The sequence below is a fragment of the Leptolyngbya sp. AN02str genome, assembly GCF_050565595.1.
Taxonomy (GTDB): domain Bacteria; phylum Cyanobacteriota; class Cyanobacteriia; order Elainellales; family Elainellaceae; genus Kaiparowitsia.
This window is the reverse complement of sequence record NZ_JBNXVR010000001.1, coordinates 105,696-119,415: the sequence shown is the minus strand read 5'-3', so window position 1 is coordinate 119,415 and position 13,720 is coordinate 105,696. Positions and strand designations below refer to the sequence as shown.

Annotated in this window: 12 protein-coding genes; 6 read left to right on the top strand and 6 right to left on the bottom strand. The window is 53.8% G+C overall.

The window, feature by feature from the left end; genetic code table 11:
- Positions 1 to 7: 7 nt before the first annotated feature.
- Complete coding sequence (locus ACQ4M4_RS00490) at positions 8 to 1,597, bottom strand: peptide ligase PGM1-related protein (RefSeq protein WP_430682479.1); 1,590 nt, start codon at positions 1,595 to 1,597, stop codon at positions 8 to 10.
- Between the two features lie 44 nt (positions 1,598 to 1,641).
- Positions 1,642 to 1,983: a hypothetical protein gene (locus ACQ4M4_RS00485; protein ID WP_430682478.1), complete on the bottom strand. Its 342-nt coding sequence runs from the start codon at positions 1,981 to 1,983 to the stop codon at positions 1,642 to 1,644.
- Between ACQ4M4_RS00485 and ACQ4M4_RS00480 the strand changes: the two genes are divergently transcribed.
- Both ACQ4M4_RS00480 and ACQ4M4_RS00475 read left to right on the top strand, forming a co-directional pair.
- Positions 1,974 to 3,200, top strand: a complete 1,227-nt coding sequence (locus ACQ4M4_RS00480; protein WP_430682477.1) for a DUF790 family protein — start codon at positions 1,974 to 1,976, stop codon at positions 3,198 to 3,200. The two genes, ACQ4M4_RS00485 and ACQ4M4_RS00480, sit on opposite strands and share 10 nt — an antisense overlap.
- A gap of 112 nt (positions 3,201 to 3,312) precedes the next feature.
- Complete coding sequence (locus tag ACQ4M4_RS00475) at positions 3,313 to 3,993, top strand: endonuclease III domain-containing protein (RefSeq protein ID WP_430682476.1); 681 nt, start codon at positions 3,313 to 3,315, stop codon at positions 3,991 to 3,993.
- A 27-nt stretch (positions 3,994 to 4,020) separates the two neighbouring features.
- Here the strand turns inward: ACQ4M4_RS00475 and rarD are convergent, their stop codons facing one another.
- The gene (rarD, locus tag ACQ4M4_RS00470; RefSeq protein WP_430682475.1) at positions 4,021 to 4,941 is read right to left on the bottom strand and encodes an EamA family transporter RarD; all 921 of its coding nucleotides are present in this window, start codon (positions 4,939 to 4,941) and stop codon (positions 4,021 to 4,023) included.
- Positions 4,942 to 5,505: 564 nt separating this feature from the next.
- Here rarD and tkt point away from each other — a divergent pair.
- Entirely contained in the window at positions 5,506 to 7,521 is a 2,016-nt protein-coding gene (gene tkt / locus ACQ4M4_RS00465) for a transketolase (RefSeq protein WP_430682474.1), read from the top strand.
- A gap of 355 nt (positions 7,522 to 7,876) precedes the next feature.
- Here tkt and ACQ4M4_RS00460 read toward each other — a convergent pair whose 3' ends face one another.
- Positions 7,877 to 8,011 carry a hypothetical protein gene (locus ACQ4M4_RS00460; RefSeq protein ID WP_430682473.1) on the bottom strand — a complete coding sequence of 45 codons (135 nt, stop codon included), beginning with the start codon at positions 8,009 to 8,011 and terminating at the stop codon, positions 7,877 to 7,879.
- 58 nt (positions 8,012 to 8,069) lie between these two features.
- Between ACQ4M4_RS00460 and ACQ4M4_RS00455 the strand changes: the two genes are divergently transcribed.
- From ACQ4M4_RS00455 to ACQ4M4_RS00445, 3 genes are all read left to right on the top strand, one after another.
- The gene (locus tag ACQ4M4_RS00455; RefSeq protein WP_430682472.1) at positions 8,070 to 9,122 is read left to right on the top strand and encodes a M4 family metallopeptidase; all 1,053 of its coding nucleotides are present in this window, start codon (positions 8,070 to 8,072) and stop codon (positions 9,120 to 9,122) included.
- Positions 9,123 to 9,402: 280 nt separating this feature from the next.
- Positions 9,403 to 9,732: a protealysin inhibitor emfourin gene (locus ACQ4M4_RS00450; RefSeq protein ID WP_430682471.1), complete on the top strand. Its 330-nt coding sequence runs from the start codon at positions 9,403 to 9,405 to the stop codon at positions 9,730 to 9,732.
- Positions 9,733 to 9,751: 19 nt separating this feature from the next.
- Positions 9,752 to 10,246 carry a hypothetical protein gene (locus tag ACQ4M4_RS00445; protein ID WP_430682470.1) on the top strand — a complete coding sequence of 165 codons (495 nt, stop codon included), beginning with the start codon at positions 9,752 to 9,754 and terminating at the stop codon, positions 10,244 to 10,246.
- An 88-nt stretch (positions 10,247 to 10,334) separates the two neighbouring features.
- On the opposite strand, the gene ACQ4M4_RS00440 is transcribed toward ACQ4M4_RS00445, so the two are convergent.
- Both ACQ4M4_RS00440 and ACQ4M4_RS00435 read right to left on the bottom strand, forming a co-directional pair.
- On the bottom strand, positions 10,335 to 12,257 hold the full coding sequence (locus ACQ4M4_RS00440; RefSeq protein WP_430682469.1) for a cyanophycin synthetase: 1,923 nt from the start codon (positions 12,255 to 12,257) through the stop codon (positions 10,335 to 10,337).
- A gap of 175 nt (positions 12,258 to 12,432) precedes the next feature.
- Entirely contained in the window at positions 12,433 to 13,530 is a 1,098-nt protein-coding gene (locus ACQ4M4_RS00435) for a hypothetical protein (RefSeq protein WP_430682468.1), read from the bottom strand.
- Positions 13,531 to 13,720: the final 190 nt, after the last annotated feature.

The following is a 13,720-nucleotide window of genomic DNA, read 5'->3' as shown; positions in this document are numbered from 1 at the left end:
TCAACACCTAGTCTCCATGGGTTGAAGAATGGGTTGAAGAGAGATATACCGGGTGAAACGGATGCTGGGTGTGCATTTGGGTTTCGTCGTCCAAAACCTGAATCACATGTTTGTAGATGGTATCGGCTTCTTCGGGGGAGTTGCCAATGCTGAGTAAGCCCAACTTGCCGTACTCCGAGAGGCAACCCATGATGTGAAAAACGCTGCCCGTTTCGGAGCTACGGCTGAAGTGTAGCCGATGTCGTGCCACAATTTCCATCAGGTCATTGGGAAGGAGCCCAATGTAGCGATCGCTCTGCAAATTATCGGTCGCAACATAATATTTGGCCTCGCCCCGTTGATTGAGAAAACACCCAGACTGCCTGTCATAGTGGCCTCCAGTCAGCAACTTGAGCGTCATGTGAGGATGAGTGGTGCCGCCCTTGCGAATGTTGATTTCGATGGCCTGCAAATTCCAGGAATCGTGGTTGGAGGAGCGCACCGCCATAAAATCGACGCTGTAGCGCTCGATGACTCCTTTGGCGGCCAGCACTTTGCCCACTGCCAGCCCATATTCCTGAAGCTGTTGGCGATAGCTGTCATCGGCAGGGAAACTGCATCCCAAAAAGATTTGGCCATCGGGACCACCCAAAATTTGGTCATGGGTGGAGAGAATCTCCACGTCGCCCATGGGCGAGATGCGACCCTGCACGCTGGGCGATCGCTTCTCTTCCCCTTCGATAAAGGCTTCTACAATGGCACCCAGGTCGGGAATGCGGCTGCTAAAGTGAGCCCAAGTTTCGGTATCGCACTGAAAGCTAAGGTGCTCAAAGGCATGGGCGATCGCCTCAGCTCGTTCTACCGTAGAAGCGCGTTCAGGAGCAACGGACTGCAACGCATCCAGTTTGAGTAGGGCATTTCCCTGCCCAGAAAACCCCTCATTCAGCTTGACGACCATGCGCTTGAGGTTGGGCTGACGCTCCCACAGCTCAGCGGTGGCGGTGGCGAGGTCGGCGGCGTCCCACACTTCTAGGCAGCCATCGGGATGAGGCACATTGGCTTCCGCAAACACTTCGCGACTGCCGCTCTTGGTTCCCCAGCGCAATAAATCGGGATCGAGGGCCAGCAAGGGCAGATCGAGCTGAAGCGATAATTCTTTTTCGATCTGGGTGGAGTTGAAGCAGGTCATGAAGGCGCAATCCGTGCGGATGGCTTTGCGCAACCGTTCAATGAGGCGGGGCCGCTCCAAAATCTTTTGGGTGAGGGGCTTGGTGGATGCGTCGTCGGTGGAGAAGAGGATGAGGCGATCGCGCGCATCGGGGTAGGGCACATCGGGCAGCAGATTCAGGTAATAGTCCACAATCAGCGGGTTGAGCGGCTGCGAGGTGACATAGATGAGTCGCGTACCGGGGTTGCGCAGGCGGATTAGCGAAAACAGGAGCCGCTCTTCGTAGTGATGAACGCCCTTGATCTTTTGCAATTCTTGCCGATCGAGGCTGAGAGACGGAATCACGATGATATCCAACTCTCGCCGATCGAACTCATCAATACTGCACCAGCGATCGCGCAGCTGGGATTGCAGTGCTTGAAAGCGATCGATCTCAACCGTTGATGGCATATGTGGAAGGGCTAATCCGTGCATGTTCCCAGTGGTTAAAGTCGCTACGTCTTACTGTTATTTAACAAGCCAAAAATTCGTAAATGCGGGAAACGCCACAAAACATTAAAAATGCAGGCTGAGCCGCGTTCAGCACTCGGTTTTGCTGCCCCATAAAACGTTCTCAGGACGATGCCTGTTGTTGGTTGATTTGCAGCATGATTTGGTTTCGGCATTGTGGCATTGTTTGTAGCACTGCTTGTGGCATTGCCTGGTATGCAACTGTATGCACCATCTGCTTTTACTATCAATTCATCTATCCTGGAAGGCAACTCGCTAAAGAGAGAGTCCAGGATTGGTATCTCTTTTGTCGCCCCATCTTTGGAGAGAACCCTGCGTGTTGCCATCTGACCTATTGTTGAACCGCCACCGAGGTGAAGCGCTAGAACCCAAACGGTTGGCCATTGATGAGCATTCCAGGACGATCGCCACCGATCTCATTACCTTGTTTCAGCAGCATGTCGGCCAAACTCAGGGAGACCTGGAGCGACAACTGCGAGAACTAGAAGGCGAAACAACCGATTTCAAAGTGAAGCGCGGACTGGCGCATTTGCTCAAAAGTGAAGCCTTCAGCACCTTCGAGATTGTCAGCCCAATTGAACCATCCTTGTTGCGCGATCGCGTTTTTGCCCTGTCGGCTCAGGCTGCGCCACTACCCCAAACGGCGACTGCTACCCTGTCCACCGTGGCGCAGCAGCTTAGCACCGAGCTAGAGCGCGAGGTGTTGCTGGAGCAGGTGCGCACGGGCCTCTATGCTGATTTGCAAGAAAACCGCATCCTGACCCAGTTCGAGCCGCCCACTGCCGAAGCCTTGCTGCATCGTTACAACCTGTCGCAGGTGCAGGGCATTTTCTACAAAGCCAGCAACATTACCATCACGGCCCATCGCAACGATCCGGGGGAATACAAACTGCTGTTTCGCTACCTCAAATTGTTTGGCCTGATGGCCTATATCGAAGGGGATGCGGATCATGGTTTTACTATTACGATTGATGGGCCAGCCAGCTTATTTGGTAACAGCACGCGCTACGGCACCGACATTGCTAAACTCATTCCGGCCCTGCTGCATGTTACTAAGTGGAGCCTGAAAGCCGACTTGCGAGTGAAGGATAGCTATGGCGATCGCATTCAAACGCGGCACTTTACCCTCGATTCCGACTGCGGGCTGGTGAGCCATTATCCCCCCGGCAAGCCCTACGACAGCATGGTCGAGGCGGCCTTTGCTGAACGCTGGGCCAGCACCAAAACCGAGTGGAAGCTGGAACGCGAGGTGGATCTCATTCCCATTCCCGGCAGCGTGATGATTCCCGATTTTCGGCTGGTGCACCCCGATGGGCGTGTGGTGCTGCTGGAAATTGTCGGCTACTGGCGTCCCGAGTATTTGCGCAAAAAGTTTTCGCAGGTGCGGCAGTCCGAGCGGGATGATTTGGTGCTGGCGATCTCGGAGCGGCTGAACTTGGAGAAAGCTGGGGTGAAAGTAGGAGACACTCCGGCGAAGATTGTGTGGTTTAAGGAAAAACTGCAACCCAAGGCCGTTCTGGCGGTGCTAGATGGAGAAGCGTAATGGATGGAAAGGCGTAACCCTGACAGAGTTGGCCCAAAATCTGCCGTTGCTGAGATGCTGGCCCGTGGTTGCTGTGGCATGGTGAAGGGGTTCTCTAGGCTGAGTCTGGTGCATGGCTTCTTCCCCGCTGGCAAAAACTCCGTTTGATATTGATGCAGCGCTGGTGGCCATTCGTCCCGCGATCGCCCCCTATCCCAAAGCCGCCATGTTTGCCCTGGCAGAGTTGGGCTACAACACCCCTTTCCAACAGCTCATTTCTTGCATCATTTCGATTCGGACTTACGATGAGGTGAGCTTGCCCCTATCGTGTCACCTCTTTGAGCAGGCTAGTACACCCGCTGAGATGGTGCAGCTGACGCCAAGTGCGATCGCCCATCTGATTCAAACCTCCACCTTTGCCGAAGCCAAAGCCCAGCAAATTTGGGACATTGCCCAGCGGGTTTGCACTGAGTTTGGCGGAGATCTGCCCTGTGACTACGACGTGCTGACTTCCTTCAAGGGAGTGGGGCCTAAGTGCGCCAACCTGGCGCTGGGAATTGCCTGCCAGCAACCGCGCATTAGTGTCGATATCCACGTGCATCGGGTGACCAACCGCTGGGGCTACGTCGCCACCAAAACTCCCGAAAAAACCATGAAAGTGTTGGAAAGCAAGCTGCCCGCACGCCATCACATTGCCATCAATGAACTGCTGGTGCCCTTTGGCAAACACATTTGTACGGGCGATCGCCCCCATTGTTCTACCTGCCCGGTGGAGCCGATGTGTCAGCAAGTTGGTGTGGTGCGATCGCGCTAACTGGCAACTGCGCTCAAGCGCGCAGCTTCACCCACGCTGACGTTCGGCTCCACGATGGTTCATCCACGATGAGGCCGAGTAGAGCAACAGCGCCGTCCAAATCAGCCCAAACGTGATCATGTGCGTTGGTGTGAACGGTTCGCCATACAGAAAGACCCCCAGCAATAATTGCAAGCTAGGTGCCAAATATTGAAAAAATCCCAGCGTGGAAAATTGCAGCCGCTTGGCGGCGTTGTTGAACCACAACAGCGGCATAGAGGTGATGATGCCGGCCCCGATAAATAACAGCGTTAGCCGCCAATCACTACCAAATTGACTAGAGCCTGTCGCTGCCCAGTAGGCGATCGCCAGCAGGGCAAACGACCCCATCAACCCTGTTTCCACGGCAAGCCCCAACAAGGGTGCAACGGGCACCAGTTTACGAATCAATCCGTAAAAGGCAAACGTAAGAGCGAGCAGTAGGGCAATCCATGGCACCACGCCCAATTGCCACACAAAGTTGCCCACGCCTAGAATGGCTAGCCCCACCGCTAACTGCTGCCATCGGCTCAACCGCTCTCGTAACACCACAAACCCCAACAGCACATTCACCAGCGGATTGATGTAGTAGCCTAAGCTGGTTTCCACCACGCGATCGGTGTTGACCCCATGGACATAGATGCCCCAGTTGAGCGTGAGCAATGCCGCCGAGGTGAACAGCAGTGCCACGGTTTTGGGCGATCGCACCAGTTGGGCCAGCTCTGTCCGCCGATGTTGCAGCAGCAGTAACATCGACAAAAACACCATCGACCACACCACTCGGTGGCTAATCACTTGTACAGCGGGCGTTTGGCCAAATAGTTTCCAATAAATGGGCAAAATGCCCCAAGATCCGTAGGCCAGCAACGCATACACGGCTCCCATACCAATGACTGGCTGCCGCGAGCCTTGAGAAGAGGAATGATCCAACGATTTCAACTCGTGAGCAAGCAAGCTTCTACATATCGCACCATCCGGTAGACTTCTCTTCCCCCAAACGGATGATTGGCCGGAAATCTGGCTTTATTAAGGGCAGGACTGACGCAGTTGAATGATGTTTGGAGTGCTAAGCGCTCCAAACATCATTCCCGACTGGCTTGTGGGCGCATGAATTTGCACGGTGGAGCCACGCAACAACTCATGCAGGGGATCTGAAGAGCGATGGACTTAAACGGGTAGCGGAATCAGCCGCTTTTCTCTACCTGGGCCATCTGGCGCTGCCTGCCAAAACTTTCGGTACTCATTGCCCGAAGAGCTTACATCTGGGCGTCCATTAAATGAGAGGATAGATCACTAAGATAATGAGACATAGAGTGTGTAATATTATCTAATAAGTATAGTTACCTACTGTTTGCGATCCGTTCTTTGGTGTAAAGCACCTCAATTTGAGCTGATGCTGAGCCAATGCAATGTGCGATCGCCGTTGAGTGCATGTCACCAACCAACCGTAACCTGACCACCCTTGCCTAAGCCGTTGTTGATGTAGAGGAAGCCATGGCAGTCGCAACCACCCAGTCACTGGAAGATTTGTGTATTAATTCGATTCGATTCTTGGCAATCGATGCTGTAGAAAAGGCCAAGTCCGGCCATCCTGGTTTGCCCATGGGTGCTGCGCCAATGGCCTTTGTGTTGTGGGACAAGTTTTTGCGGATTAACCCCAAAAACCCCAAGTGGTTTAACCGCGATCGCTTTGTGTTGTCTGCTGGCCATGGCTGCATGTTGCAGTATGCGCTGATGTACCTGTCCGGATTTGATAGCGTCACCCTAGACGAAATCAAAAACTTCCGTCAGTGGAACTCCAAAACGCCTGGTCACCCTGAGAACTTTGAAACGCCTGGTGTGGAAGTAACGACTGGCCCCTTGGGTCAAGGCATTGCCAATGCAGTTGGTTTGGCGATCGCCGAAGCTCACCTGGCTGCCAAGTTCAACAAGCCCGACTCTACTCTGGTGGATCATTACACCTATGTGATTTTGGGTGACGGCTGCAACATGGAAGGGGTCTCCGGCGAGGCATGCTCCCTGGCGGGTCACTTGGGTTTGGGTAAGCTGATTGCCCTCTACGACGACAACCACATCTCCATTGACGGCTCCACAGACATCTCCTTTACCGAAGATGTGAGCAAGCGCTTCGAAGCCTACGGTTGGCACGTGCTGCATGTTGAAAACGGGAATACCGACCTGGATGCGATCGCCAAAGCGATTGAAGAAGCCAAGAAAGTAACCGACAAGCCCAGCATGATCAAGGTCACCACCACCATTGGCTACGGTTCGCCCAACAAGGCCAACACCGCTGGCGTGCACGGTGCCGCTCTAGGAGATGCCGAAATCAAGCTCACCCGCGAGAATTTGGGCTGGACCTACAATTCCTTTGAGGTGCCCGACGATGCCCTCGGCCACATGCGCAAAGCTGTGGAGCGTGGTGCAAGTTACGAAACCGAGTGGAACGAAACTTGGGCACAGTACAAGACCAAGTACGCAGCCGAAGCCGCCGAGTTTGAGCGGTTGCTGAGTGGCAAGCTGCCCGAAGGTTGGGATAAGGTGCTGCCCACCTACAAGCCCGAAGACAAAGCGCTAGCGAGCCGCAAGCATTCCGAAATCTGCTTGAATGCTCTGGCTCCCGTGCTGCCTGAGTTGGTGGGTGGCTCTGCCGACCTCACCCACTCCAACCTCACCGAGCTGGAAATCAGCGGTGACTTCCAAAAGGGCGCTTACCAAAATCGCAACATCCACTTTGGGGTACGCGAGCATGGTATGGGTGCCATCTGTAACGGAATTGCCCTGCATGGCTCGGGACTCATTCCCTACGGTGCCACCTTCCTGGTGTTTACCGACTACATGCGTGGTGCCATTCGCTTGTCGGCGCTGGCTCAGTGTGGCGTTGTTTGGGTCATGACCCACGACTCCATTGCTCTGGGTGAAGATGGCCCAACTCACCAGCCTGTGGAAACCGTTGCCGCTCTGCGCGCCATCCCTGGTTTGACGGTGTTGCGTCCCGCTGATGGGACTGAAACCTCAGGTGCCTACAAGGTGGCGATCGAGAATGCTCAGGCTAACAAGCCCACTCTGTTGGCTCTGTCTCGCCAAAACTTGCCCAATCTGGCTGGTTCTTCTATCGAAGGTGTGGCCAAGGGTGCGTACACCGTGGTGGATTGCGACGGGGCTCCCGACCTGATCTTGATTGGTACAGGTTCTGAAGTGGGCCTGTGTGTGAAGGCCGCTGAAGAGTTGACCGCTGGCGGTACCAAGGTGCGTGTGGTGTCGATGCCAGCTTGGGATCTGTTTGAAGCGCAGGATGCTGCCTACAAGGAATCAGTTTTGCCCAAGGCCGTGACCAAGCGCCTGTCGGTGGAAGCGGGTATCAGCATGGGCTGGTGCAAGTACGTGGGTTCCGACGGCGACACCGTCAGCATCGATCGCTTTGGTGCTTCGGCTCCTGGCGGCGTGTGCATGGAGAAGTTTGGCTTCACCGTTGACAACGTGGTGGCCAAGGCCAAGGCGTTGTTGGGTTAATTTGCACGGTTGAGTTGAATCGTTGAATTGAACCATTGGCGAATCGCGTGAGGTTCGCTATTCCTCATTCATCAACATGGGTCTTCCTGGTTTTCAGGGAGACCTTTTTTTGTACCTAGGGAATGAGGAAGGGCGATCGCCCTTCCTCATTCCCTAGGTACCTAATGTTGCAAACGGTTTACACACTCACTGCAAATTCCAAAAGTACCCTTAAGGGTACGGTCGAGGCGCGATCGCATCCGCCACAATAGAGCAAATTCACCAAAGCGATTTTCACTCAAAAGGCATTGGCTCACCGTTTTCGGAATGCGTCTCATCAATCGTCGCCGAATTCACTTGATGCGGATGGATGGAATCAGCCATCCGCATCAATCGTGCCATGTCCATTAGGTGCAGAGTTTTCGGGCGCATTCACCAACGGGAAGCCTGACTGAGGAATGGCATTAGAAATGTGAAGCCGTCCAGTCGCCGCCCGTGCATATCTACCCATTCAAATCACGTTCTCAATTCTCAATCGCTACACCGATAGCCCAACTGGAAACCTCTTTATGAAAAAGCATATGTGCTTGGTTCGATGCTGCTGTCAGTTTGTGCCGCCCAACGTGTCTGAAAACCTTGCCAAAAAAGGTGTGGAAGAAGCCCGGGTGAGCATTCAGCAGAGCAAACAAATTCGTGCAAGACGCGCCCTCCGGTCTGTCAGCTTCAATGCTTTCAACCTGGAGCAAGCAGTTGGCGAGGCCAATCGCAAAGTGTATGACTGCAAAAATACCTGGGAGCAGCGGCTGGAACCCATTGCCCGCGACGAGGGAAGCGACCACACCGACGACAAAACCGTGAACATTGTATACGAGTACGGTGGCATCGTTCGTGACTATTTCAGAAATGTGCTAGGGCGCAATTCTATCGATAACCGGGGCATGGATTTGGTGCTGAATGTGCACTTTGGCGTTGACTTTATGAATGCCTTTTGGGATGGCGATGAAATGACCTTTGGGGATGGCGATGGCGAAGTATTCTCGAATTTTGCCAATTCGCTGGATGTTGTTGCCCATGAGTTGGCTCATGGTGTGACGCAGTTTACGGCCAATTTGGAATATCAAAGCCAGTCCGGTGCGCTGAATGAACACTTTTCGGATGTGTTTGGTACGGCCATTTCTCAATATGCGAATGGGCAAACGGCGGGTGATGCCGATTGGCTGATTGGCGACGAAATTATGGGGCCTGCCCTGTATGGTGAAGCGTTGCGATCGATGAAGGCTCCGGGTACTGCCTACAACAACGAGCTGTTGGGGGTTGATCCTCAGCCTGCCCACATGAAGGACTACTACGCTGGCCCCGAAGATAACCAGGGCGTTCACATTAACAGCGGAATTCCGAACCGGGCCTTTTACTTGGCGGCGATGGAGATGGGAACGGATAAGGCGACGCTGGTTTGGTATGAGGCGCTGCAAAAGCTGTGGCCGACGGCCAACTTTAACGATGCCGTGACTGTGATTGTGGAGTTGGCGCGCCAGTTGACTCGCGATGGAAAAATTCCGTTGGGTTCGGCGCAGATCATTCGAGCAGCCTTTCGCGATGTCGGTTTGCCCTCAACCCCTTAGCCTTGAATTACGAATTAACAAACCAACGGACGGATTCAAAAAGGATGTTGTGGAGCTTATGCTGAGGGTGGGCTCCACAATGTTTCATGGGTTCGAATCTATAGCGTTGCAGATATATTTGCTGCTAACGTGTGGCGATCGCGCTCTGGCATAGCACGAGTCGTGGAATACCCGACGGATGGTTTTGCCAGACATTTCGCCAGAATTTCGCCAAACATGTCGCCAAACCAGACAATCAAGATAAGCTTAGCCGCGATACACGATCTTGCGGGCTCTGGATATGCAAATACAATTCAAAACGTCCGGTGGGTTTGCCAACTTACGGCTGAACTATTCTGTGGATACGGCAACGGTATCTTCGGCGACAGTGCAGGAACTTGATCGCTTGGTGCAACAGTCTGGAATCTTAGCCATAAATCAGCAGGAACTGGCTGCAGCTTCGATGAATGTTCCAACGAATGTTCCGGATGCGATGACCTATGAGATGACGATCACAACGGGCGATCGCACCCATTCGGTCACCATGACGGATGTGAACATGCCGTCATCGGTGCGTCCGTTGGTGCAGCGGCTACGCAGCTTGGCCATTGAACAGGCAAAACAGGGATGAATTCCCAAAATTAGAGACCATGATGTATCAACGACTATTGGTGTCGATCGTACTAATGACCGTGCTGGTGCTGGGATGCGCTCAAGTGTCGCCGGGAAAAGCCCCTGGAGAGCCAACAGCTGAACCCGTCCCCATCGAAACGGTCCCCACTGATCCAGCTCCCATCGAGCAAACCCAGCTCGGCACTTCAGTGCAAGTGGCCCTCGCCCAAGAAGTGGCGATCGCCGATGACAGCCTCACCCTCAGGTTTGACCAAGTGCTTCAGGACTCGCGTTGTCCTGAAGGCACGACCTGCGTTTGGCAAGGGCGAGCTGAGCTTCAGGTCAGCTTGCTGCAAGCAGGCCAACTGCTGGGCAAGGCGCAATTGATCTACCAGCCCGGAAACGGACAGTTGGGCGTGCAGCGCATCGATGGCTACCAAGTCAAAATTACGGGCCTTACGCCCCGGCCAGGGTTGGCCACCGACGATGAACCCGTCGAATACACGGCAACATTCATCGTGACTCAACCCTAAAGATCACCTGAGTTGTGGATAAGCTGAAGTGCCCATTTTTGCGTGCGCGTCGTGCAAACCTCAGAAAAGCTCTTAACCGAAACTGACGTTAAAGATCCACCAACGCTGCCAAAATTTCCTTCAGGTACACTTGCGGGAACGACTCGTCTTCATCGATTTCGTGTTGCTCGACCAGACCTTGTCGCCGCACAATTACCGAATTGCCCGTTTTGGTAATCAGCGTGGCCGATTCTGCGGCGCTGTGGGCCAAAGTTTGCTCGGCTTCGGTGGGGTTATCCAGTACTACAACATTGCTGCCATCGTAAAAGCAGCCCTCGCGCATGAGGGTCGCATCGTCGTACTCTGCAATCAGCAAATCGAGCTTGGGATGGCGCAGCAGGCTCTTGACCTTGGTGTTGTAGGAGCCGCTGAGCTGCTTTTCGGAACGGTTGATGAAAGCTGCTTCTTTGCACAATGCGCCAATGGTCCAGGTGGGATAGGTCACCAGCAGATGATCGATGAGCCGCTTCAGGTCGTGAACGGGCAAATAGTTAAAGCTGAGAATGGGAATCCGAGAATCCTTGGCAGACGAAAAGAAGGTTTCTAAAATTTTGGCTGTGACATCGATACTGTCGCCCACCGCCGGCCGCAGGTGCATGTATACCCCAGGAGCCGAGTTAATTTCGATAATGCCAAAGTTGCCGTCTTTCCAGGATTTGCTGATGTCGGCTGCCAGCACGTCAATGCCCAAGCAAATAAGCTGAAAGTGTTGGGCAATATCCTGTGCCAGCACAATGTTGTCGGGGTGAACGCGGGTTGTGGCATCGACGCTGCTGCCGCCGGAAGAGAGGTTGGCAACCTTGCGCAGAGCAACCACCTCTCCTGGCTCGAGAATGCTATCTAGGCTGAGGCGTTGCTCGTCGAGATAGTGATGCATGGCATTATCAACGACGATTTTGCCGAGGGGAGAGGTGGGAGTATCCAGCCGTTCGGGTTTGGCGTTTTCATGGGCGATGAGTTCGGCAATGGTGGATTCGCCATCGCCCGTGACGGTGGCGGGTCGGCGTTCGGTGGCGGCAACAAATTTGCCATCTACACACAGCAGCCGAAAGTCGCTGCCAGCAATGCTTTGCTCGACGATCACGGCGATCGCCATTTCGGGTGGATGGGCCTGAACTGCTCGGTCAAAGGCCAGCGTAAGTTCGTCATCGTGCTGTACTTCGGCGGTGACGCCAATCCCTTTGTGCCCGACCACAGGTTTAACCGCAACGGGGTAGCCAATGCGATCGGCAGCATCCAACGCTTCGCTTAACGTGGTGACAATGTCGCCCTTGGGGACGGGAAAACCCAGCGTGCTCAAAAAGGCTTTGCAGTCATCCTTGCGGGTGGTGAAGTCGGAGTCGAGATGGCTGTCGCAGTTAAAGGTGGTGGCAACGCCGCGCACTTGCTTTTTGCCGTAGCCGTACTGCATCAGTCCCTCATCGGGCAGATACAGTGCCGGAATGCCCTTGAAATGAGCCGATCGCAGGAGCGCATAAACTGTAGGCCCGCCATAGGCCGACCGCCGAAATCGCCGCTGCAACAGCTCCATCTGTTCTGGCAAGCTGTGGTAGGTTTGCCCTCGGCCAATTGCCTCAAACCAATCCCATGCGGTGTAGACCAGGCCATAGCTGGTGGGTTCGTGAATGGCCTCGACGGCAATGGTGGTGCCTGTTTCTCGCGAGATGATGTTGACGCGATCGCAGTGCAAATCCATATCCAAAGCGCTGAGTACCCGGCACAGTTGGGCAAACAGTTCGAAGTGGCTGCCATGGGGATGGGCGGCAATGATGGGATAGGTTTCGGCGATCGCCTCTACAAATTCCTGAATAGGCTGGGGTTCTGCGTAGCCCGTCAGTGCCATATCAAATACGATGGCACCGCCCTCTAAATATGGATTTGGCCCTTCGTAATAGCGAAAATTGAAGATATCAAAGATGTCCGTTTTGCGAGCATTCACCCGTGAGGCTTCGTAAAAAAGTTCTTGAGGCATGACACATTGGCATTGCTACGCCTTTATTGTTGCGTAGGCTTGCGTGGTTGCCATCTATCGTCCGTTATTGATATGCGTTTGGGCGATCGCATTTTTTTGGGCTTTCGCCTATCTTTGGGTAGTCTCCCATGGTTGAATTTTGGGTAGTCTCCCATGGTTGAATCGACCGTGTGGGTCAGTGCATGCGCCACAGCCATAGCCCTACTGCCAGCGACACACCATTCATGCTGAGGCTAAGCAAACTGGCATGCAGCAAAGGCACTTTGTCCCACACCAAGCGATAAATCAGCGCGCCTTCATACCCAAAAACAAACAGCTCCGACAACACGAGGGTGGTTTTTGGCGAGAACCCTTCTACCGTTGTCGGAAACCAGCTATTCAAGCTAAAGAACCAGGCGATCGCAAATCCTAGCCCCAGCATAAACGGCACAATCGTAATCGACGAAACAAACAGCTTTGTCGTAGATACGGGGCGTGTGGCAAACCACAGCAAAAGCCCATAAGTAACGGCAATGCCCAGGCTAATACCGCCAAAAATTTCCTCAAAGGTGTATTGAAACGGCTGCAGCGATGGAAAGAAAAACCACACCACCGGAAACGTAACCAGGTGGACAACGCCAACAATGGTTAAAATGCGCAACGCCAGCGATCGCCCGACCCCACGCCACGCCACGTACAACAGGGCCACCAGCAGCTCTAGCACGATCGTGAACCCAAACCCCGTGCGAAAGAGCTGAAAGTACCCTCCTCGCCAGGGTGTGCGCTCTCGCGTCAGCATCAGCTCGTTGGTGGTTACTTCAACGCGCCAATCTCCCTGTAGGGTCAATGGCATGGTGGTATGGTCGGGCGATAGCTCCATCACATTGCTAATGCGCAGACGATCGCGAAACTGAGCAATCAGCCGAAACGGGGCTTGAATATGGGGACTGTCATAATCAAAAATGGCCAGACAGGTGTTGGCTGCACAGTGCAACGTAGCAAATGCCCCAGTTTCTTCAGGAACTTCGGTGAGGCAGCCTTCATCCCGACAAAGCCCATATTCCAGCAGCAAATTCGGAGCTTTGCACGCAACAGTATCGCATTCCGCTACTTGAAGCCCCTGTAACTCTGCAGTGGCTAATGGTGAAAAGGAAGAGCGGTGTACAAAGTGAAACCAGGCCTGAGGCGGTGGATGAGGATTGGCAGACGCGGCGAGGACTGGAACAAGCCATATGGCGATCGCCATCCACCCTGCCACCAGCCAAATCCAGCCTAAGCGGAGATGTTTCAGCATGTAATCTTCGTAGAGCTCCTTCAATATGCCCTCAAATCCGTATGCCCTCAAATCCGCAGGTGCGAAGCTCAAGTGAATGATGTTGCTCCCTCATCCTACTCAGTTTCATCCCAGCCGACGAACACTCTGCCAAATTCTGAAATTAAGTTTGCGGTTTGTAAACGTGAGCTATGGCCTTTCAAGAGCCGGA

Excerpts from the sequence above, each read along its gene's own strand:
- ACQ4M4_RS00490 (WP_430682479.1), bottom strand. The coding sequence starts at position 1,597 with ATGCCATCAACGGTTGAGATCGATCGCTTTCAAGCACTGCAATCCCAG.
- ACQ4M4_RS00485 (WP_430682478.1), bottom strand. The coding sequence starts at position 1,983 with ATGGCAACACGCAGGGTTCTCTCCAAAGATGGGGCGACAAAAGAGATA.
- tkt (WP_430682474.1), top strand. The coding sequence starts at position 5,506 with ATGGCAGTCGCAACCACCCAGTCACTGGAAGATTTGTGTATTAATTCG.
- ACQ4M4_RS00435 (WP_430682468.1), bottom strand. The coding sequence starts at position 13,530 with ATGCTGAAACATCTCCGCTTAGGCTGGATTTGGCTGGTGGCAGGGTGG.
- ACQ4M4_RS00475 (WP_430682476.1), top strand. The coding sequence starts at position 3,313 with ATGGCTTCTTCCCCGCTGGCAAAAACTCCGTTTGATATTGATGCAGCG.
- ACQ4M4_RS00440 (WP_430682469.1), bottom strand. The coding sequence starts at position 12,257 with ATGCCTCAAGAACTTTTTTACGAAGCCTCACGGGTGAATGCTCGCAAA.
- ACQ4M4_RS00455 (WP_430682472.1), top strand. The coding sequence starts at position 8,070 with ATGAAAAAGCATATGTGCTTGGTTCGATGCTGCTGTCAGTTTGTGCCG.
- ACQ4M4_RS00450 (WP_430682471.1), top strand. The coding sequence starts at position 9,403 with ATGCAAATACAATTCAAAACGTCCGGTGGGTTTGCCAACTTACGGCTG.
- ACQ4M4_RS00460 (WP_430682473.1), bottom strand. The coding sequence starts at position 8,011 with ATGGGTAGATATGCACGGGCGGCGACTGGACGGCTTCACATTTCTAAT.
- ACQ4M4_RS00445 (WP_430682470.1), top strand. The coding sequence starts at position 9,752 with ATGATGTATCAACGACTATTGGTGTCGATCGTACTAATGACCGTGCTG.